This is a genomic window from Thermoanaerobacterales bacterium (assembly GCA_030019475.1).
In the GTDB taxonomy this organism is placed as follows: domain Bacteria; phylum Bacillota; class Desulfotomaculia; order Desulfotomaculales; family JASEER01; genus JASEER01.
This window is the reverse complement of record JASEER010000042.1, coordinates 1-19,989: the sequence shown is the minus strand read 5'-3', so window position 1 is coordinate 19,989 and position 19,989 is coordinate 1. Positions and strand designations below refer to the sequence as shown.

Genomic DNA, 19,989 nt, shown 5'->3' with positions numbered 1-19,989 from the left:
CTGGTCCTGATGGGCAACATGATGAGCGGCCTGACCAGCAACCCCTTCGCCGCCCGCATGCTCGGAACCGGTAGCTATCTTGATTTTATGACCCCGGGGATTATGCTGATGTCATCCCTTTTCGGAGGCGTCTTCGGAGGGGTCTCGATCATCTGGGACCGGCGCACCGGGTACCTCAACCGCATGATGGCCGCCCCCATCGCGCGCGCCGCCATCCCCCTCGGCAAGATGGCCGGCATCGCCGTACAGAACGTCTTCCAGTCCATCGTCATCGTCGCCGTGGCCGTGTCCCTGGGGGTACACTTTGCCGCCGGCCTGCCGGGAATGCTCCTGAGCCTGTTTTTGATCAGCCTCTTTTCAGCCGGCGTGGCCGGCGTCTCCCTTTCCCTGGCCAGCGTTGTTCGTTCCCACGAAGCGCTGATGGCCATGACGAACTTCCTCACCCTGCCCATGATGTTTGCTTCCAACGCCATCTTCCCGCGCGAAGCAATGCCCTCCTGGTTAAGGGTTATCGCCGATGTCAACCCGCTGACCTACGCCGTCACGCCCGTGCGCACCCTCGTTGTGGACGGGTGGCTATGGGAACGCATTTTCCCCGGCCTGACGTTAACCGTTATCTTCGCCCTGGCGCTGATCGCCGTTGCCGCCCGTCAATTCAACCGTTCAGCAGGTTAAGTCCTGGCGCCGTTTCGCGTTAACTGTGCTCCCGCAGCCACTCCCGCTCGGCCAACCACTTCACGGCCACCCAGCCCCGGCTGGACGGCAGCACCAGCAGGTTCGGCCGCCGCCGGTAGATGTTGCCGGCAATCGCCAGGGCACTATCCCCCGTCTCGAACACGCAACCCAGCTTCCCCCCGAACAGCCGCCGCGGCTCCCGTCCCTGAAGTCCGGCGGCGATGTTGTCGGCCACCACCAGCCCCTGAAAGTGGGCGATCTCTCCGGCTTTGAAGAGCTCATCCCCCGAGGGCAGGCGTACCCGGTTAACGTCCCCGATGGCATAAACTCCCTGGGCCTCGGTACGTAAAGTAAAGGGGTCCACCGGCACCCACCCCGAGTCGTCCACCAGACCGCTCTGACGGACGGCCTCCGGGCAACGGTGGCGGCTAACGTATATGAGAAGGTCGAAGCGCGCTTCACCCCCGCCGCTGAAGCGGATCAGGCGGCGTCCGGGGTCGACCCTCTCCAGCCGCTGGCCCGTGTAAAAGCTGATGCCGCGGGCCGCCAACGCCCCGGCGATGGCATCCGAGGGGCCCTTGCCGGCCACGGCCAGCGGCGCGGTCCCGGGGGTGTAAACACTGAGGCGTATGTTTTCGCCCCGCCCCTTCCGGGCGAAATAGCTGTGCAGGAGCAAGGCCGCTTCGTATGGGGCGGGCGGGCACTTGATGGGCTCTCCGGCGGCCAGCACCACCACCTCACCCCCCTCCAGGGTCTCAATCGCACCCCTGACGGCGCTCGCCCCGTCAGGAGTGTAGAGGTTAAAGCCGGCGCGGCCGAGTCCGGCCGGGTCGGGTTCGCCGGCCTCGGCGCCGGCCGCCAGGACGAGAATATCGTACGGCAGGGTGTCTCCCGCCAGGCGCAGCCGCCGGCGTTCGAGATCAATCCCCAGAGCCCGGTCAATGATCACCTCCACCCCCGCGGCGCGCAGGTTGTTCACCGCCCGGCCGATCTGGTCAAGCCTGCGGCGCCCGACCATTACCCACAGGAAAGAGGGCTGGAAGTAGACCTCGGCCTCTTTCTCGACGAGGGTCACCCGATGACCTGCGGGCAGCTTCGCCGCCAGGCTGCGCGCCACCGCCGCCCCGCCCGTCCCGCCGCCCAGAACGACAATCCTTGCCACTTGCGCTGCCTCCCGCCTTCTTCAGCTGTTCGCTCTCCTTCGGCCTGCCGTCTCCAGCGTTAGTCTTCCCCTTGCGAAAGACAAATAGGTGGCAGCCCCATCATTTATTAAGGGCCGCCACCGTTTAATGTTACATAACACCGCTTTCCGCTAGTTGATGTTGGTCTGGCCGCCTTCGACCTGCACCACGGCCTGTACCGGGGAGAGCCCGCCGTAGATGACCCCCATAAGTCCGGGCAGGTACCTGTCCATGGTCGCCAGGTTCGTGTAGACCAAATGGCTTATAAGGTCGTTGCTCAGGCAGTCGCCGGCCCTGGCGATAACCGTCTTGTAGCGGACCTCCCCGTCGGAATAGTCCATCTCGAAGTTGCCTACCAGCAGGCCGTAGTTGGCCCGCGTCAGAAATTCGGCCACGGAGTCCCGGGTGTTTTCCGGGGTCTTGACCGGGCAATAGGAGTAGAAGACCACCATGTCCAGGTCTTCCTTAACCTCGGCGATAAAGGGCAGCCTTCCGTTCTTCCCGGTAAACAGGGAGTGCAGGATGGGTTCGTCCTCAATCTGCGTGTAAACCCATTGTTCTTGCCTAAAATAGTCGAGCAGCGTTTCAAGAAGGTGTCCCATAATGCTTCCGGCCCCTGCCTATATCGCCCGCAGGAGGTTGGCCATCTCGATCGCGCTCTCGGCGGCCTGCCAGCCCTTGTTGCCGGCCTTGGTACCCGCACGCTCGATGGCCTGCTCGATGGTGTCGGCCGTGATAACCCCAAAGATGACCGGCTTCCCGCTCTCCAGCCCGACGCGGGCGACGCCCTTCGCCACCTCCCCGGCGACATAATCGAAGTGGGGCGTCGCACCGCGGATCACGGCCCCCAGGCAGATAACGGCGTCGTACTCGCGTGCGGCCATCCGGCGCGCCACAAGAGGGATTTCGAAAGCCCCCGGCACCCAGGCCACCTCGATATCGGCCTCGCCGACCCCGTGCCGCGTTAAGGCGTCCATGGCCCCGCCGAGCAGGCGCGTGGTGATAAACTCGTTAAAACGCCCGACGACGATGCCAAACTTGAGGCCTTCGCCGATTAGATGCCCTTCATAGGTCCGTCCCATGGTTAAAAAACCTCCCCGATAGTTCAAGATACTGGATTCCCAAACGCCCCACCTATTCAGTCATGGTCAACATGTGCCCCAGCTTCTTCTTCTTCGTCGCCAGGTAGAACCCGTTGTTCTCGTTCGGGCGGATCTCGATCGGCACCCGCTCCACGACCTCCAGCCCGTGTCCCTCGAGGCCCGAGATCTTGCGCGGGTTATTGGTCAGGAGCCGGATCTTCGTCAGGCCCAGGTCCGACAGGATCTGAGCGCCGATGCCGTAGTCGCGCAGGTCAGGCGGGAACCCCAGGGCCAGGTTGGCCTCCACGGTATCCTTCCCCCGGTCCTGCAGCTCGTAGGCGCGAATCTTGTTCAAAATCCCGATCCCACGGCCTTCCTGGCGCATGTAGAGCAGGACCCCGGCACCTTCGGCCTCGATCATACGCAGCGCCCGCGCGATCTGCGCACCGCAGTCACAGCGCAGGGAACCGAAGACATCCCCGGTCAGGCACTCGGAGTGCACCCGGACCAGCGGCGCCTCGACCGACGAGAGTTCGCCCTTGACCAGTGCCAGGTGGGCTTTGCCGTCCAGCAGGCTCTCGTAGGCGTGAATCATGAACTCGCCGTACCTCGTCGGGAGCTTGGCCGTACCGACCAGGCGGACCAGCTTCTCCGTCCGGCGGCGATAACGGATCAGGTCGGCGATGGTAATGATCTTCAGCCCGTGACGGCGGCAGAATTCGATCAACTCCGGGACGCGGGCCATGGTTCCGTCGTCCTTCATAACCTCGCAAATCATACCCGCCGGATAGAGGCCGGCCAGGCGCGCCAGGTCAAGAGAGGCCTCGGTGTGGCCGGCCCGCCGCAGGACGCCGCCGTCCTTGGCCCGCAGCGGGAAGATGTGCCCCGGCCGGCGCAGGTCCTCGGGCCGCGTGGCCGGATCGATCAGACGGCGGACGGTCATCGCCCGCTCATGGGCCGAGATACCGGTCGTGGTACCGACGGCGTCCACCGAAACCGTGAAAGCCGTGGCGTTCGGATCGGTGTTATGGACGACCATCGGCTGCAGGTCAAGCTGATCGGCGCGCTCATTGGTAAGGGAAACGCAGATCAGGCCGCGCCCGTGAGTGGCCATAAAGTTGACGGCCTCGGGCGTGACCTTCTCGGCGGCCATCATCAGGTCCCCCTCGTTCTCCCGGTCCTGGTCGTCGACGGCGACGACGATCTCGCCCTGGCGGAAATCCTCTATCGCTTCTTCAATGGTATTAAACTTGAATTCCAACTCCGGTTCCTCCCCCTGTTTTTCGGCAGACGATCTATGCAAAACCGTGGCGCGCCAGGAATTCGGGGGTTATCATCCCATCCCCTTCCTGACGCTCCACGCCCCGGGAAAGCATTCGCTCGACGTACTTGGCAAGCATATCGGCCTCCAGGTTCACGGTCGCTCCAGGGCCCTTGAAACCCAGGGTGGTCATCCGTGCGGTGTGCGGGATGACCGAAACCCGGAAGGAATCCGCGCCATGATCGACAACCGTCAGGCTGATCCCGTCGATGGCCACCGACCCTTTCCGGATGACATAGCGCATTACCTCCGGCGGGGCCTGGAAGGTAAAGACCACGGCGATGCCCTGCGGTTCCCGCGACAGGATACGACCCACGCCGTCGATGTGCCCGGAAACCAGGTGGCCGCCCAAGCGGTCGCCCAGGCGCATGGCGCGCTCCAGGTTCACCCGGTCCCCGGCCTTCAGTTCCCCGAGGTTCGTGCGGGCCAGGGTCTCGGCCATGACGTCGGCCATGAATTCACCCCGGCCGGCGGCCAAAGAGGTCACGGTAAGGCAGACGCCGTTAACGGCGATACTGTCTCCCAGGCGGGCGTCGGCCAGGATCTCCCGTGCCACGATCAACAGCCGCGCGGCATCCGGCCTGTGCTCGATACGCCGGAGCGTTCCCAGTTCCTCAATGATCCCGGTGAACACCGGCGCCGGCCTCCTTCCCTTGCTCCAGATCCGTTATCCGGACCCCTTCTTCTTAAGATACCCTTCGCAGCACAAATCCTCGCCGACCGGCCTCCACTGCACCCGTTCGAGTTCCACGGCCTCCGCCATCCGTGCCGGGCCCCTGCCGCCGACCGCCCCCGGCGCCTCGCGCCCACCGATGATCTTGGGGGCGATGAACCAGACCACCTTGTCTACCAGGCCGGCTTCCAGGAAAGAGGCGTTTACGGAGGACCCGCCCTCGACCAGGACGCTGGTTATCTCGCGCTCGGCGAGCCGGGCCAGCAACAGGTCGAGGTCCACCTGGGGGTCGGATCCGCAGATCCAGACCTCGGCGCCCGCCGCCTCCAGCGCCTTGCGCCGTTCGGGCGGTGAAAGCTCCGTAACCGCAATGACGGTCGGAGCCGCGGACTCCTGCCTGAGTACCCTCGCCGCGACCGGCGTCCGCGCCCGGCTGTCAAGGATCACCCGCACCGGATCGCGGCCGCCCCCTTCCGGCAACCTGGTGGTCAGGGACGGGTCGTCGGCCAGAACGGTGCCGATGCCGACGAGGATGGCGTCGTATGTGTCGCGCAGGCGGTGCCCCTCGCTCCGCGCCGCGGCCGAGGTGACCCAGCGGGCGTCGCCGGTGTGGGTGGCGATCTTGCCGTCCAGGCTCACCGCCGCCTTGACGACGACGAAGGGCCGCCGCGTGGTGATAAACTTTATAAAGACCTCATTGAGGCGGGCGGCTTCCTCGGCCAGCACGCCTTCGGTCACTTCGATCCCGGCCTCGCGCAGCCGGGCCAGGCCATGGCCGGCGACGAGGGGGTTCGGGTCGCGCATCCCCGCCACGACCCGTCGCACCCCGCTGGCGATGACGGCCTCAGTGCACGGGCCGGTGCGCCCGTGGTGGCAGCAGGGCTCCAGGGTGACGTACAGCGTCGCGCCCCGGGCCGCCTCGCCGGCCTCGCGCAACGCCTCGACCTCCGCGTGCGGGAGGCCGGCACGGGCATGAAAGCCCCGCCCCACGATTTGCCCGTCGTGCACGACCACGGCCCCGACCATGGGGTTGGGGCTGGTACGTCCCCGTGCACGGGCCGCCAACTCCAAGGCCATGCGCATATATTCGGTATCCATGGATGAGCCTCCTGCCGACAAAGAAAATGCCGGCGTGAGCCGACACCTCTCGTCCTTCACGCTGCGCACGCAGCCAAAATGTCTGTTTCTCTGGTCTCGATTATAGATAGCGGGTCGAAGGCTGTCAACCAAAGCGTCCTTTACGGGGGACCGCAGGCCGGGGATCCCCTGCCCACGCTCAGCAAGTCGCCCGGGAGGAGATCCCCGATCATCCACGGCGGCCTTAGCCGCCGATCTGGGACATCAGCCGGTCGGTCACCGGCGCGATCTCGTGTTCCGGGTTGCCCTTCGGTTTTGCGGCGATAGCGCGCGTCATCAGGGCCGCCAATTCATCGTCGCCGGCGCCGCGGGCCAGGAGCGGCTTGACATCGATCTCCTCCCCCTGGCAGAGACAGGGCCTTAAGGTGCCTGCGGCCGTAAGGCGCATGCGGTTACACGACGGGCAAAAATAACCGGAAAGCGGCGCGATCAGCCCGATCGTCCCCCGGCCGCCGGGCAGCTTCCAGTAACGCGCCGGGCCGCTGCCGCCGACCGAGCCGACGGGCTCCAGCGCCCCGGCATAATCGCGGAGCCTGCCCCAGATTTCATCGGCTGAAACGTAGAGTTCACTCGTAAAGGCGCTGCCTTCGCCGATCGGCATCAGCTCAATGAAGCGCACGTGCAGCGGGTATTCCCTCGCGAGACGGGCGAAGTCGGCGACCTCGTCCTCGTTGTGGCCGCGCAGGACGACGACGTTGAGCTTTACGGGCGAGAAGTCGTGGACCAGTGCCGCCTCGACTCCGCTCCAGACGTCCTGCCAGCGCCCCGCGCGGGTAATTGACGTGAAGCGCTCCGGGCGGAGGGTATCGAGACTGATGTTAACCCGGCGCAGTCCGGCCTCCTTAAGCTCTTGCGCATACCTTGCCAGGAGTGCCCCGTTGGTGGTTAAAGCAATGTCATCGATGCCGGGCAGGGCCGACAGCGCCGCCGTCAGGGACACGATATCCGGCCGGACCAGGGGCTCGCCGCCGGTCAGCCGTATTTTACGGATCCCCACCCGCGTTCCGGCACGCACGATACGCACGATATCGCCGGCGGGAAGTCCGGGCTCGCCCGGTTCCCCGCCGCCGCCGGGCCGGCAGTAGAAGCACCGCATGTTACAGCGCCCGGTGACCGAGATGCGCAGGTAGGTTATCGCACGCTCGAACTTGTCCAGCATGAAACAGCCCCTCTCCCCCTTGTCCGTCTCCGGGACCGAAAAAGAAAACCAGGCCCGTTCAGTGGAACCCGGTTTTCTTGCTCGTTCACCGGCGGTCGCACACCAACCCTTCCGGACGGCCCGGGGCGGGCCCTTAACCGCCCCGCAACTCCCATCCATTATAGTATGTGCCATCACTGATCAATTTCGCCTTGTCCAGACGGATCCCCTTCCGTCGGGCACGGCAACGGCTATTTCTGCTCGCCTTCCTTCGGTGAAGGGCCGGTGAACTGCTGCATGAACTTCTGCATCAGCTCGATCGGAATGGGGAAGACGATGGTGTTCGAACGCTCGCTGGAAATCTCTGTCAGGGTCTGAAGGTAACGCAGCTGCAACGCAGCCGGCTGGGACGCGATTACCGCGGCGGCCTGGGCCAGCTTCTCGGAGGCCTGGTACTCGCCGTCGGCGTGGATGACCTTCGCCCGCCGCTCCCGCTCGGCCGCCGCCTGTGCCGCCATGGAACGCTGCAGCGACTGCGGCAGTTCGACGTCCCGGACCTCGACCAGAGACACCTTAACACCCCAGGGCTCGGTACCCTCGTCGATGATCTTCTGCAGGCGCTGGTTGATCTGCTCCCGGTGCGCCAGCAGTTCATCCAGCTCCGACTGGCCCAGCACGCTTCGCAGCGTGGTCTGGGCAAGCTGGGAGGTCGCCCGGATATGGTCGACGACCTTCAGGACCGCATTGCCGGGGTCGACGACCCGGAAGTAGATGATGGCGTTGACCTTGACCGTCACGTTATCCCTTGTGATCGCCTCCTGGGTGGGCACGTCCAGGGTGACGACGCGCAGGTCCACCTTCTGCATGCGCTCGATGACCGGGATCAGGAAGAAGAGTCCCGGTCCGCGGGCCCCTACGTAGCGTCCAAGCCGGAAGATAACCCCCCGCTCGTATTCCTGCACGATGCGGATCGCCGAACTCAGGATGGCGACCGCAACGGCCAGGACAAGAAACCATGTCACTATACTGAACACCGGCATACCTCCTTAAACTGTTAGTTATGTAATGCGCCGCGGCGGCAAAGGAACGAACTTGTGCGGGCGGCGTTATCCTCCGGATCCGCCCGTGTTCCGTCCGTCACGCCGCCGGACGTAAACCTTGAGCCCCTCCAGGCGTACCACCTCGACCCGTTCACCGGGCGGGATCGCCCCTTCCAGGCTCTCCGCGCGCCAGCGCTCCCCTTCCAGGAGGATCTCTCCGCACGGCTCGAGCGCGGCTATGGTTTCCCCCACCGCACCCACCAGACCCTCGGCGCCGGTCACGGCCTTGCGCCGGTGGGCCCTGATCACCGCGCGCCCCACGAGGATCATGCAGGCGGCAACGGCGGCCACCACGACACCGATGACGCCCCAGTTCAGGGGGGTCATGGGACCGGATTCGGTAAAGAGCATAACCGACCCGGTCACCAGGGAGACAAGGCCCGCGACCGTCAGGAGCCCGAAGCTCGGCACGAAGACCTCGGCGATGAAGAAGCCGAAGGCCAGGATGATCAGCAGGATGCCGCTCCACGAGGCATCAAGCGTTCCGAGGGAATATAAACCGAGTATTGTCGCCACCGCCCCCGCCACCCCGGGAAAAAGGATTCCCGGGTGGAATAATTCGATCATCAGCCCCAGCATGCCCAGGGAAAGCAGCATGTAGGCTATGTTGGGATCGGCCAGCGTCAGCAGGAAGCGCTCAAGGCCGCTCATGGGCAGGTGTTCCACGTCAGCCCCGGCGGTGTGCAAAGTGACCTCGCGTCCGTCGATCAGTTTGACCTGCCGTCCTTCAACGGCCGTCAGCAATCCCGACATGTCGCGCGCCCGGACGTCCACCAGGCGATACTTCAGCGCCTCCTCGTCGGTATAGGAGCGGGACCGGACGACCGCGGCCTCGGCGCGGTCGGCGTCACGGCCGCGCATGGAGGCGATGCTGCGCACCCAGGCCGCCGCGTCCTCGGTAATCTTCTCCGCGGGGACGCCCTCGATCTCCTCTCCCTGCACCCCCACCGGGTGGGCGGCGCCGATGCGGGTGCCCGGGGCCATGGCGGCGACGTGGCCGCTGATGGTGATGAAGGTCCCGGCCGACGCAGCCCAGCCCCCGGCAGGGTGGACGTAGACCACGACGGGGACCCGGGAGTTCAGAATGGACTGCACGATCTCCTGGGTGGTGTCATAAAGCCCGCCGGGAGTGTTCAGTTCGACGATGCAGGCCTGGCAGCCTTCCCGGGCGGCCTTTTCAAGCCCCTTCTCGACGTACCGCGCCACCACCGGCACGATCGGCCCGTCGACAGAAAGTACCAGAACATCTCCGGTCCTGGAGGCGGCCCAGGCTCCCCCGGGCAGGCCGCCGAACATTCCCGCCAGCAGGAACAGGCCCAGGGCGAGACCTGCCAGCACCGCTCGGACCCGCGTTGCCGTAAAAGCCACCCCCCTCTTCCTTCACTCTATGACATACCACCCAAATAAATAATAAACCAATGTCCACTAAAAGTTAAATCGGACCTGCTTACGCTTAATTCTCTTTAAGACAATCCTGTACCGCGGCAACGGCGTCCGCCTGGTCCACCACGCGAGTCTGGCGGGTGCGACGGTGCATTACCTCCACCCGGCCCTCGGACGCCGTCTTGCCGACCGTGATCCGCACCGGGTAACCCACCAGGTCGGCGTCCTTGAACTTCACCCCGGCGCGCTCCTCCCTGTCGTCCAAGAGGACCTCGATCCCGGCCTCCCCGAGCTGACGGTACACGTTCTCCGCCAGGCGGACCTGGGTGTCATCCCGCATGTTCACCGGGACGACCACGGCGGCAAAGGGAGCGATGGACGCCGGCCAGATGATCCCGTCGGCGTCGTGGTTCTGCTCGACGGCGGCGGCCATGGTCCGCGTAACGCCGATGCCGTAGCAGCCCATCACGAAGGGTTTCTCCTGGCCGTCCTCGTCAAGGAAGGTCGCTCCCAGGACCCGCGAGTACTTTTCATGCAGCTTGAAGACCTGCCCGACTTCGATCCCCCGCGTCGCCTCCAGGGGGGCGCCGCACTTGATGCAGGGCTCCCCGGCCCTGACGAGGCGCAGGTCGAGGACGTGGGTCAACGGGAAGTCCCGGCCGGGGTTGACGTTCACATAATGGGCGTCGGCCTTATTGGCCCCGGCCACAAAGTTCGCCCCGGCCGCTACCTCCTCGTCAACGTAGAGGGTCACGCCGGAAAGCCCCACCGGGCCGGCGAAACCCACGGGGGCCCCGGTCAGGCGGCTTACGGTCTCCGGACCGGCCAGCTCCAGGCGCACGGTTCCGGTGGCGTTGAGAAGCTTGACCTCGTTGACCTCCCTGTCGCCGCGGACCAGGGCCGCCACCGGTCCGCGCTCGGTCTCATAGATTATCGTCTTGATGATCCGCCTGGCATCCATGCCCAGGAAGGCCGTTACGTCGTCCACCGTTTTCATCCCCGGCGTCGCCACCGTCTCCAACGCGGCGGGCGTCTCCTCCTTCTCAGGCAAGTCCGACCTGCTGAAGGCCTTTTCCACGTTGGCGGCGTAGCCGCAGTCCGGGTTGGGACAGTAGATGATGGTGGCCTCCCCGGATTGCGCCAGGACCATGAACTCGTGGGAGCCCGAACCGCCGATCGGCCCGGAGTCGGCCTCGACGGGACGAAAGGCCAGGCCGCAGCGGGCGAATACCCGCTCGTAGGCCCGGTACATTTTCCAGTAGCTCACATCCAGCCCGGCTTCATCACGGTCAAAGGAGTAGAGATCCTTCATGATGAACTCCCGGCCGCGCATCAGCCCGAACCGGGGCCGGCGCTCGTCGCGGTATTTGTTTTGAATCTGGTAGAGCAACAGCGGAAGCTGGCGGTAGGAGCGCACATCGTTCTTTACCAGCTCCGTGATTATCTCCTCGTGCGTCGGTCCCAGGCAAAAGTCCCGCCCGTGACGGTCCCTGAGGCGCATAAGTTCAGGGCCGTAGACCTCCCAGCGTCCGGATTGCTGCCAGAGTTCCGCCGGCTGCATGATCGGCATCAGGATCTCCTGCCCGCCGGCACGGTTCATCTCCTCGCGGATGATGTTCTCGATCTTCGTGATCACCCGGTGGGCGAGGGGCAGCAGGGTATACATTCCGGCCGCCGCCTTGCGAATGAAGCCCGCCCGCAGCAGCAGCTGATGACTTACAACCTCGGCCTCCGCCGGGACTTCGCGCAGGGTGGGAGCCCAGTACTGCAACGCGCGCAAGAAAAACCCTCCTTATAATTGGAAATTAGAAATTAGAAATTGGAAACTATTGATAATTAGGGGGTCCTTACGTATCAAGCCATAATTCCCCATTACCAATTTCTAATTGCCAATTTCAAGTTTCCTTATCTCCTCCATCAGGGCCTCAACCAGCTTGTCTTCGGGAACGGTACGGACCGGGCGGCCTTTACGGAAGACCAGACCCACCCCGCGCCCGCCGGCGATGCCGACGTCCGCCTCACGGGCCTCGCCGGGCCCGTTGACCACGCAGCCCATCACCGCCACCTTCAGCGGGCGCGTCTCGCCCTGCAGGCGATCCTCCACCTCGTTCGCCAGGCGGATGACGTCGATCTCGGTCCGCCCGCAGGTCGGGCAGGAGATCAGTTCCACGCCCCGGCGGCGCAACCCCAGCGCCTTCAGGATCTCGTAGCCCGCCCACACCTCGTAGCGCGGGGGCGCGGTCAATGAAACGCGGATGGTATCCCCGATACCGTCGGCGAGAAGGATGCCGATGCCGACGGCCGACTTCACCAGACCGCCGCGCATGGTCCCCGCTTCCGTAATCCCCACGTGCAGGGGGTAATCGACCCGGCGCGCCAGTTCCCGGTAGGCCTCGACGGTGAGCATCACATCGCTCGCCTTGAGGGAAACCTTTATGTCCCGGTAATTCAGATCCTCCAGTATGGCGATATGCTCCAGGGCGCTGGCGACCATCGCCGCCGCGGTGACGCCACCGTGCGCCTGCAGGTGGCGGCGGTCCAGGGATCCGGCGTTAACCCCGATACGGATGGGCACCCTTCTCTCGGCAGCCACCCGGACGACGGCCTCCACCTTTGCCCGTCCGCCGATGTTGCCCGGGTTCAGCCGCAGCCCGTCCACCCCCGCCTCCAGCGCGGCCAGGGCCAGGCGGTAATCGAAGTGGATATCGGCCACCAGCGGCACGTCGGGCACCTCGCGCCTGATCCGGGCCAGGGCCGCAGCCGCTTCGCTGTCAGGAACCGCCAACCGGACGATCTCGCACCCCGCGGCGGCCAGTTCCCTTATCTGGGCGACGGTGGCGGCGACATCCCGGGTGTCGGTGTTCGTCATGGACTGTACCGCTATCGGCGCCCCGCCCCCGACCTGCACCCGGCCGAGCTGTACGGGGCGGCTCCGGCGGCGTTCGATCACTCCCACGGTAAGACCCCGCTCACATTATCAATTGCATGATGTCGTTGTAGGTGACCACGACCATCAGGACCAACAGCAGTCCGAAGCCGATGAGGTGAATGAAGCCCTCCTTCTCCGGGTTCACCGGCCGGCCGCTTATGCCCTCCCATGCCAGGAACATCAGGCGGCTGCCGTCCAGGGCCGGAATCGGGAAAAGGTTGAAAAGGCCCAGGTTCACGCTCAGGAAGGCCGCCAGCTGCAACAGGGCCAAGAAACCGAACCGGTTCGCGACGTCACCGATCTCGGCCACGATCCGCACCGGCCCGGCCAGTTCGGCGGGCGTCTGGTGGAAGAGCATCTGCCCGATGAAGCCGAAGATGAGGGTGATAAACCACCACGTATAGCGCACGCCTTCGCCCAGGGCCGTTACCACGCCTACCGGGCGAGGCTCCACCATCGGGCGGATGCCGATCACCGCCCGCCCATCCACCTCCATGGGCTTGACCCGCAGAACGAGGCGTTCCCCGCCGCGTTCGACGGTCAGCGCGATCTCCCGTCCGGTGCCCTCGCTGATCCTCGTCGAGGTCTCGGCCCAGGTCCGCACCGGGGCGCCGTCCACGGCCACGATACGGTCGCCCGGCCGCACGCCCGCGGCGAGAGCAGGCCGGTCGGGCAGGACCTCACCCACCGTGGTCGTCGCCATGGGCAGGCCCTGGAAAAGGAAGACCACAGCCAGCAGAACCGCGGCGAGAACCAGGTTCATCAGCGGACCGGCAAAAATCACGGCCATACGCTTCCAGACAGGCTTTTCCTTGAAACTGCGGCCTGGTCCGATCTTCGCCTCATCCTCGTTGGGATCCATTCCCGCCATGCGTACAAAACCGCCGAGAGGGAAGGCCCGGATACTGTAAAGGGTATCCCCCCGCTTTATGCCGGCCAGCTTCGGCCCGAACCCGAGGGCAAACTCGTGTACCAGAATGCCGCTCCGCTTGGCGACAAGGAAGTGTCCGAGTTCGTGGATAAAGATCAGCAGCCCGAAGACGAAGACCGCCGCCACGAAGGTTGTCAACTCTTTACCACCTCTTTGATGATCTCCGCCGCCCTTCGCCGGGCCCAGGCGTCGGCCGCCAGGACGGCCTCCAGGTCCGGTTGGGCGACTACGTCGTGCTCATCCAGGACGGACGCCACTACCTTCGGGATCCCGGGCAGGTCGAGGACGTCGTGTAAGAAGGCCTGCACTGCTTCTTCGTTGGCCGCGTTGAGCACCGCCGGGGCCGTGCCCCCGGTGCGTCCGGCGGCATAGGCCAGGTCCAGGCTCGGAAAACGCTCCCGGTCAGGCATCTCGAAGGTCAGTTCCTGCAGCGATGCCAGGTCCACTGCCGGCACCGGGGCGTGCCAGCGTTCCGGGTGGCTCAGGGCGTGCTGGATTGGGAGACGCATATCGGTCGCGGACAGGCAGGCAATCAACGTCCCGTCAGCCAGAGCCACCAGGCCGTGAACAATACTCTGGGGATGAACGACGACTTCGATGGCGTCGTAACCCATCTCAAACAGCCAGTGCGCCTCGATAACCTCCAGGCCCTTGTTCATCAGGGTCGCCGAGTCAACCGTAATCTTGGGGCCCATCCGCCATGTCGGATGGCGCAAAGCCTGGGCGGCTCGTACCCGGGCCAGTTCTTTTTGCGGCAGAGTACGAAACGGCCCGCCCGAGGCGGTAAGAATGACGCGCGCGATGTCATCCCGCCGCCGGCCCTCCAGGCACTGCCAAATGGCGGAGTGCTCGCTGTCAACGGGCAAGAGCCGGACTCCCGCCAGCCGCACGGCTTCGGTCACCAGGGAACCGCCGGCAACCAGCGTCTCCTTGTTGGCCAGGGCGATGTCTTTTCCCGCGGCGACGGCCGCCAAAACCGGCTCCAGGCCGACCGTGCCGGAAACGGCCACCAGGGCGGTGTCCGCCGCCGGCCAGGCGGCCACCGCCTTCAGGCCCTCTTTCCCCCAGACGACCTCGGTCTTCCGGCCAAGTTCCGCCTTCAGCCGCGCGGCGTCCGCGGTCGTCGCCACCGCCGCCACCTCCGGCCGGAAGCGCCGGCACTGTTCAAGCAACGCTTCCCAGTTCCTCCCGGCGGCGAGGCCGACCACCTGCAGCCTTTCCGGATGGGCGGCCACAATATCCAGGGCCTGCCGGCCGATGGATCCCGTGCTCCCAAGGACACTGATGCGCTTTTTCCTTCCGGTCATGTGTTCCTCCAGCTTTATTATAGTCCACTACGTGATTTAAGGTAGGCTTTCACCGCGGCCTGGATGATAATCAACAGGATCGGTCCTATAACCAGGCCGAGCACCCCCAGGGTTTTAAGGCCGATATACATCGCCGCCAGGACGGCCAGCGGGTGCACTCCGAGGCTCATCGCGATGACCTTCGCCTCCAGGAGTTGCCGTAACACGAGGATGATTCCCAGGACGATCCCCAGTTTCACCGCGAAGCCGGTGGCCCCTGTCAAAACCGACCATACAATCCAGGGCACAAAGACTGTGCTCGGCCCCAGCACTGGGATAAGGTCGAAGAAACCCGTCAGGAGACCCAGGCTGACCGCATACGGCGAGCCGATCAGCACCAGGCCGGTTATGGCGACGGCCGTGCTGATCGAAACCAGGACCGCCTGCGCCCGCAGGTAGCCCCGGAAAGCGTTAAAAGCCTGCCGGGCGACGTCCAGGCTGTCCCGGCCCCAGGTACCGGGGAGCCACCGCAGCCACAATTCCTTCATCGGCTGGAGGTCCCGGCTGAAGAAATAGGTGCCCAGCAGGATAATCAGGGCGATGAAAAAGGCGCCGGGGAGCTTGCCCAGGCCCGCCAAGACACCGTTCACGACCGTTGCCAGCCCCGATTCAACGCTCTGGCTGGCCGCCTTAACGGCGTTGTCAACGTAGTCGCTCACCGCGGGCGGCAGATGGCCGTAGAAGACTATCCCCCGGCTGATCAGGCCTTCCGCGAAGGCGCGCAGCGCAGCCACATAGGCCGGCAGCGCATTGGAAAGGCTCCCGAGTTCGGCGATCAGGCGCAGGATGCCCAATGTCACCAACAAACCCAGGCTGCCCACCGTAAGTAGGATCGCCGTCAGGGCCGCCAGGAAACGCGGAAACCTCAGGCGCACATGGAAGAAGCGTACCGCCGGCTCTAGGAACAGCGCCGCCAGAGCGGCAACAATAAAGGGCGCCAGGATGGGCAGGGCGAATCCCGCCACCCGGGCCAGCAGGACGGCGTTGGCGGCCACCAGTAATACGGCCGCCGCCGTCCAGACCACGCGCTGCAGTCGCGGCGAAACACCGCTCACGGCATTTTCACTCCCAGCAGGTTAATTAGAAAATAGGCCAGGGGGGCCGAAAAAAGTAAACTGTCAAAGCGGTCAAGCACCCCTCCGTGGCCCGGAAGCAGCCGGCCGGCGTCCTTAACGTCGGCGAACCGCTTGAAGGCCGAGGCCGCCAGGTCGCCGACCTGCGCACCGACCGCGACCGCGAAGCCCAGGACAAGCAGCAGGGCGAGCGGCCCGGCCCCCGTGACCAGCGAGAAAACATAGGCCACCAGGACCGCCCCCGCCAGCCCCCCTATCAGGCCCTCCAGGCTCTTCTTCGGCGAGAGTCCCGGGGTAATGCGCACCCGTCCAAGGGTCAGTCCCACAAAGTAGCCGAGAGTATCAAAGGCCCAGGTGGCAAGCAGCGTGAATAGGACCCATTCCCACCCGTCCGGCCGCACGCGCAGGACATAGAGGTAGGCCAACAGCGCGGGATACCCCGCAGCGACCAGCGTGGAGCAGAAGGACCGCCCGTTAAAACGCGGGAAAAAGAGGACCATTGCCGTCAGGTAGAGTAATAACAATGCGGCCGGTAGAAAGCCCGGAAAGTCCCCTTCAAGAAAATATGCGCCGGCCAGAAGCGCTAAGACTCCCACAAAAGCAAGGCCCCTGTGCGGGCGGTCCTTGCGCAACAGGCGGCACAGCTCTTCGGCCGCCAGGACTGCCAGCACCGCCAGCAGGACCAGGAGCGCCGGCCCGCCCACCCAGGCGACGGCGAGCAATGCCGGTACGCCGACCAGAGCCGTGAGCACCCTCATCCCTAGCACTTTGTCCGCCCCCCGAACCGGCGTTCGCGCCGCTGATACTCAAGGAGACCCTCGGTAAGGTGCTGGCGCCGGAAGTCCGGCCACAGCACCGGTGTTACCCAGAACTCGGCATAGGCGATCTGCCATAACAGGAAGTTCGACACCCGAAACTCCCCCGCGGGCCGGATGAGCAGGTCCGGATCGGGAATATCCCCCGCATAAAGGCACTGTGACAGGGTCTCCTCGTCAATGGCCTGGGGATACAGCCGCCCGGCGGCGGCGTCGGCCGCCAGACGCCGCGCGGCGTCCACCAGTTCGGCGCGCCCCCCGTAATTCAGGGCAAGGGTAAGGGTGAGGTGACCGTTCCCCGCCGTTCGATCCTCGGCCGCGGCCAGGGCCAGTTGCGCGGCGGCGGGCAGCTCTGCCAGGCGGCCGATGGCGCGCACGCGAACGCCGTTGGCATCCAGCTCGTCGACCTCCCGCGCCAGGTACTCCACCAGAAGATGCATCAAGGCCTGGACCTCGTCCTCCGGCCGCTTCCAGTTCTCAGTAGAAAAGGCGTACACCGTCAAAAAGGGTATCCCCAGTTCGCCGCAAAAGCGTACGACGTCACGCAGAGATTCCGCACCCGCCCGGTGGCCCTCGCCGGCCGACAGCCCCCTATGCTCAGCCCAGCGGCGGTTGCCGTCCATGATAATCGCAATGTGCAGCGGAAGCCGATGAGGATCAAGCCCCAGGGAAACGGCCAACCGCTCTTCCTCTTCGGGCCTTTGACTCTGCCCGTTAGCCATGACTGACCCCCTCGATTATATAAAACCCCCCCGATCCGGGGGGGTACCGCGACATGCTGTCCGGGCACGCCCCTCGTCCCCGAAGGGCGTCCCCATTCTCGAGTCCATAAAGAATTGTCGTGGCCGCGAAGCGCCGATAAACTGCGGTGCTCAACCAGCGGACTGAACCGGCCGCCCGTTATGCTCTTCCCAGCCCTGGGGGGCCGCCACCAGTTCGACGACGTCCGCCTCTGTCCGGGCCACCCGCAGCACACGCTCCGGACCGCCCACCCCACCCCGTGGCGGGCCCGTAGCAACCACCCGCACGGTGAAACCGGCCGCCTGTAAAAGCTCCCGTGCTTCGGCAAGCTCCAGGCCAAGGACATCCGGACAGTCCATGAACTACATCTCCGTGATTTCCTTTTCCTTGGCCGCCACTAAGCCGTCGATTTCTTTAATGTAACGGTCGGTGAGCTTCTGTACCTCATCCTGGTGCCGGCGAAGGTCGTCCTCGGAAATGACTCCCTCTTTCTGGCGGGCCTTGAGCTGTTCAATGGTCTCCCGGCGAATATTACGCACCGCCACCCGGCCCTCCTCGGCCCTCTTACGGACCACCTTCACCAGTTCCTGGCGGCGCTCCTGCGTCAGTTCCGGTATTTTCAGCCGGATAACGTTGCCGTCGTTTACCGGGTTGATGCCCAGGTCGGACTTCATGATCGCCCGCTCCACCTCGCCGATGGCGCCCTTATCCCAGGGCTGCACGACCAGCATCCGGGGTTCGGGCACGGAAATCGAGGCCAGCTGATTAATCGGCGTCGGGGTCCCGTAGTAGTCCACGAGGATCTTGTCCAGCAACGCCGGGGTGGCCCGCCCGGCGCGCAGGGAGGCAAAGTCCTTGCGGACTACATCGATCGTCTTCTTCATATTCCCCTCGGCCGTGTTAATAAGCTCACGCATCTTTTCTCACCCCCACATAAGTTCCGATCTTCTCCCCCAGCACCGCCCGCCGGATGTTCCCCGCCTCGCGCATGCTGAAGACCACCAGCGGGATGGTGTTTTCCATACATAAAGATGCGGCCGTGGCATCCATTACGCCAAGCCCCATGTTCAGCATTTCAATGTAAGTCAAGCGCTCGAACTTGCGGGCCTCCGGATGCACCAGGGGATCGGCGTCGTAAACCCCGTCGACGCGCTTGGCCATCAGAATCGCTTCGGCCTCGATCTCCGCCGCCCGGAGCGCGGCCGTGGTATCGGTCGAAAAGTAGGGGTTCCCCGTACCGGCGGCAAAGATCACCACCCGGCCCTTCTCAAGGTGCCTGATGGCCCGCCGGCGGATGTAAGGCTCGGCGATGGCGCGCATCTCAATGGCCACCTGCACCCTGGTGTCCACTCCGAGTTTCTCCAAGGCATCCTGCAGGCCCAGGGAATTGATCACCGTCGCCAGCATTCCCATGTAGTCCGCCGTGGCCCGGTCCATTCCCTTAGCGCTGCCGGCCACACCGCGCCAGATGTTTCCGCCGCCGACGACAATGGCCATCTGCACCCGGAAAGTCTGAACCACGTCCTGGATCTCGGAGGCGATGAAGTTCACTACCTCGGGGCTGATGCCGTAGCCCTGGTCACCGGCCAGGGCCTCCCCCGAGAGCTTCAGGATCACCCGCCGATACTTGGCCGCAATCATTTATTACTCCTGCCCCAGGCCCTCGCCCAGCTCAAAGCGGGCAAACCGCCGGACGACGATGTTTTCTCCGAGCTTGGCAATCGCTTCGGTTACAACCTGTTGCACCGTTACGTCCGGATTTTTGATGAACGGCTGCTCCAAAAGGCAGTTGTCTTTGAAGAACTTCTCCAGCCGCCCGTCGACCATTTTTTCAACAATCTTTTCCGGCTTTCCTTCATGCAGGGCCTGGGCGCGGAGAATGCTCCGCTCGTGCTCGATGACCGCCGCCGGGACTTCCTCCCGCGCCACATATTCCGGCCGCGCCGCGGCCACCTGCATCGCCAGGTCCCGGACCAGGGCCTTGAAGTCGTCGGTCTTCGCAACAAAGTCGGTCTCGCAGTTGACTTCGATCAATACGCCGATCCTGCCGGCACCGTGAATATAGCTGTCAACCAGGCCCTGGGAAGCGGCCCGCCCGGCCTTTTTCGCCGCGGCGGCCAGACCCTTCTCGCGGAGGAAATCAATGGCCTTCTCCATGTCGCCGGTTTCCATCAGGGCCTTCTTGCAATCCATCATCCCGGCGCCCGTTCTCTCCCGCAGTTCCTTGACCATTTTCGCCGATACTTCCACGCTGATGCTCCCCCTGTGCCAAAATTTTCCGCAGAAAAACTCCTGTTTTCCATTATAACCTAAAACGATGTAGTGTAGTCCGTCAACAAAAAAGTAGGGGTTTTCGCCCCTACTCTTCTTCCAGGACATCCTCGTCATTGACCGGTGTCTGCTCGCCCTGCCGCCCTTCAATGACGGCGTCGGCCATCCGGGATGTGAGGAGTCGTACGGCGCG

At 64.6% G+C, this 19,989-nt stretch carries 21 protein-coding genes; 1 reads left to right on the top strand and 20 read right to left on the bottom strand.

Translation table 11 applies throughout. The features are described from left to right. A partial coding sequence (locus tag QMC81_10085; protein ID MDI6907814.1) for an ABC transporter permease occupies positions 1 to 675 on the top strand: 675 nt, incomplete at its 5' end. Positions 676 to 694: 19 nt separating this feature from the next. Here the strand turns inward: QMC81_10085 and QMC81_10080 are convergent. The 20 genes from QMC81_10080 to tsf all read right to left on the bottom strand — a co-directional run bounded on the left by QMC81_10080 (position 695) and on the right by tsf (position 19,775). After that, positions 695 to 1,837 (bottom strand): FAD/NAD(P)-binding oxidoreductase, encoded by a 1,143-nt coding sequence (locus QMC81_10080; GenBank protein MDI6907813.1) that lies wholly within the window; start codon positions 1,835 to 1,837, stop codon positions 695 to 697. 150 nt (positions 1,838 to 1,987) lie between these two features. Beyond that, entirely contained in the window at positions 1,988 to 2,458 is a 471-nt protein-coding gene (locus QMC81_10075; protein ID MDI6907812.1) for a YbjN domain-containing protein, read from the bottom strand. A gap of 18 nt (positions 2,459 to 2,476) precedes the next feature. Next, positions 2,477 to 2,938 (bottom strand): 6,7-dimethyl-8-ribityllumazine synthase, encoded by a 462-nt coding sequence (ribE, locus tag QMC81_10070; protein ID MDI6907811.1) that lies wholly within the window; start codon positions 2,936 to 2,938, stop codon positions 2,477 to 2,479. Positions 2,939 to 2,990: 52 nt separating this feature from the next. Further along, positions 2,991 to 4,199: a bifunctional 3,4-dihydroxy-2-butanone-4-phosphate synthase/GTP cyclohydrolase II gene (locus QMC81_10065; protein MDI6907810.1), complete on the bottom strand. Its 1,209-nt coding sequence runs from the start codon at positions 4,197 to 4,199 to the stop codon at positions 2,991 to 2,993. A gap of 34 nt (positions 4,200 to 4,233) precedes the next feature. Continuing rightward, complete coding sequence (locus tag QMC81_10060; GenBank protein MDI6907809.1) at positions 4,234 to 4,893, bottom strand: riboflavin synthase; 660 nt, start codon at positions 4,891 to 4,893, stop codon at positions 4,234 to 4,236. 33 nt (positions 4,894 to 4,926) lie between these two features. Next, a complete protein-coding gene (gene ribD / locus QMC81_10055) occupies positions 4,927 to 6,030 on the bottom strand; it encodes a bifunctional diaminohydroxyphosphoribosylaminopyrimidine deaminase/5-amino-6-(5-phosphoribosylamino)uracil reductase RibD (protein ID MDI6907808.1) in 1,104 nt (367 codons plus the stop codon). Between the two features lie 223 nt (positions 6,031 to 6,253). Next, complete coding sequence (gene moaA, locus QMC81_10050) at positions 6,254 to 7,228, bottom strand: GTP 3',8-cyclase MoaA (protein MDI6907807.1); 975 nt, start codon at positions 7,226 to 7,228, stop codon at positions 6,254 to 6,256. A gap of 230 nt (positions 7,229 to 7,458) precedes the next feature. Continuing rightward, entirely contained in the window at positions 7,459 to 8,232 is a 774-nt protein-coding gene (locus QMC81_10045; GenBank protein ID MDI6907806.1) for an SPFH domain-containing protein, read from the bottom strand. A gap of 81 nt (positions 8,233 to 8,313) precedes the next feature. Continuing rightward, the gene (locus tag QMC81_10040; protein MDI6907805.1) at positions 8,314 to 9,675 is read right to left on the bottom strand and encodes a nodulation protein NfeD; all 1,362 of its coding nucleotides are present in this window, start codon (positions 9,673 to 9,675) and stop codon (positions 8,314 to 8,316) included. A gap of 85 nt (positions 9,676 to 9,760) precedes the next feature. Further along, positions 9,761 to 11,470 carry a proline--tRNA ligase gene (locus QMC81_10035; GenBank protein ID MDI6907804.1) on the bottom strand — a complete coding sequence of 570 codons (1,710 nt, stop codon included), beginning with the start codon at positions 11,468 to 11,470 and terminating at the stop codon, positions 9,761 to 9,763. A gap of 102 nt (positions 11,471 to 11,572) precedes the next feature. Further along, complete coding sequence (ispG, locus tag QMC81_10030) at positions 11,573 to 12,640, bottom strand: flavodoxin-dependent (E)-4-hydroxy-3-methylbut-2-enyl-diphosphate synthase (protein ID MDI6907803.1); 1,068 nt, start codon at positions 12,638 to 12,640, stop codon at positions 11,573 to 11,575. 19 nt (positions 12,641 to 12,659) lie between these two features. After that, positions 12,660 to 13,688 (bottom strand): RIP metalloprotease RseP, encoded by a 1,029-nt coding sequence (rseP, locus tag QMC81_10025; GenBank protein ID MDI6907802.1) that lies wholly within the window; start codon positions 13,686 to 13,688, stop codon positions 12,660 to 12,662. Then, positions 13,685 to 14,857, bottom strand: a complete 1,173-nt coding sequence (locus QMC81_10020; protein ID MDI6907801.1) for a 1-deoxy-D-xylulose-5-phosphate reductoisomerase — start codon at positions 14,855 to 14,857, stop codon at positions 13,685 to 13,687. The genes rseP and QMC81_10020 overlap by 4 nt, the downstream gene beginning before the upstream one ends. 17 nt (positions 14,858 to 14,874) lie before the next feature. Beyond that, on the bottom strand, positions 14,875 to 15,951 hold the full coding sequence (gene ytvI / locus QMC81_10015) for a sporulation integral membrane protein YtvI (protein MDI6907800.1): 1,077 nt from the start codon (positions 15,949 to 15,951) through the stop codon (positions 14,875 to 14,877). Next, the gene (locus QMC81_10010; protein MDI6907799.1) at positions 15,948 to 16,727 is read right to left on the bottom strand and encodes a phosphatidate cytidylyltransferase; all 780 of its coding nucleotides are present in this window, start codon (positions 16,725 to 16,727) and stop codon (positions 15,948 to 15,950) included. The genes ytvI and QMC81_10010 overlap by 4 nt, the downstream gene beginning before the upstream one ends. Positions 16,728 to 16,729: 2 nt before the next feature. Then, a complete protein-coding gene (locus QMC81_10005) occupies positions 16,730 to 17,506 on the bottom strand; it encodes an isoprenyl transferase (protein MDI6907798.1) in 777 nt (258 codons plus the stop codon). Positions 17,507 to 17,656: 150 nt separating this feature from the next. After that, positions 17,657 to 17,884, bottom strand: coding sequence for a PASTA domain-containing protein (locus QMC81_10000; GenBank protein ID MDI6907797.1), 228 nt, complete (start codon positions 17,882 to 17,884; stop codon positions 17,657 to 17,659). Between the two features lie 3 nt (positions 17,885 to 17,887). Continuing rightward, on the bottom strand, positions 17,888 to 18,442 hold the full coding sequence (frr, locus tag QMC81_09995) for a ribosome recycling factor (GenBank protein MDI6907796.1): 555 nt from the start codon (positions 18,440 to 18,442) through the stop codon (positions 17,888 to 17,890). Continuing rightward, a complete protein-coding gene (pyrH, locus tag QMC81_09990; GenBank protein MDI6907795.1) occupies positions 18,435 to 19,166 on the bottom strand; it encodes a UMP kinase in 732 nt (243 codons plus the stop codon). The genes frr and pyrH overlap by 8 nt, the downstream gene beginning before the upstream one ends. Positions 19,167 to 19,169: 3 nt before the next feature. After that, positions 19,170 to 19,775: a translation elongation factor Ts gene (gene tsf, locus QMC81_09985; GenBank protein MDI6907794.1), complete on the bottom strand. Its 606-nt coding sequence runs from the start codon at positions 19,773 to 19,775 to the stop codon at positions 19,170 to 19,172. Positions 19,776 to 19,989: the final 214 nt, after the last annotated feature.

Excerpts from the sequence above, each read along its gene's own strand:
- moaA (MDI6907807.1), bottom strand. The coding sequence starts at position 7,228 with ATGCTGGACAAGTTCGAGCGTGCGATAACCTACCTGCGCATCTCGGTC.
- frr (MDI6907796.1), bottom strand. The coding sequence starts at position 18,442 with ATGCGTGAGCTTATTAACACGGCCGAGGGGAATATGAAGAAGACGATC.
- pyrH (MDI6907795.1), bottom strand. The coding sequence starts at position 19,166 with ATGATTGCGGCCAAGTATCGGCGGGTGATCCTGAAGCTCTCGGGGGAG.
- QMC81_10000 (MDI6907797.1), bottom strand. The coding sequence starts at position 17,884 with ATGGACTGTCCGGATGTCCTTGGCCTGGAGCTTGCCGAAGCACGGGAG.
- QMC81_10020 (MDI6907801.1), bottom strand. The coding sequence starts at position 14,857 with ATGACCGGAAGGAAAAAGCGCATCAGTGTCCTTGGGAGCACGGGATCC.
- ribD (MDI6907808.1), bottom strand. The coding sequence starts at position 6,030 with ATGGATACCGAATATATGCGCATGGCCTTGGAGTTGGCGGCCCGTGCA.
- QMC81_10010 (MDI6907799.1), bottom strand. The coding sequence starts at position 16,727 with ATGAGGGTGCTCACGGCTCTGGTCGGCGTACCGGCATTGCTCGCCGTC.
- QMC81_10075 (MDI6907812.1), bottom strand. The coding sequence starts at position 2,458 with ATGGGACACCTTCTTGAAACGCTGCTCGACTATTTTAGGCAAGAACAA.
- QMC81_10005 (MDI6907798.1), bottom strand. The coding sequence starts at position 17,506 with ATGGCTAACGGGCAGAGTCAAAGGCCCGAAGAGGAAGAGCGGTTGGCC.
- ribE (MDI6907811.1), bottom strand. The coding sequence starts at position 2,938 with ATGGGACGGACCTATGAAGGGCATCTAATCGGCGAAGGCCTCAAGTTT.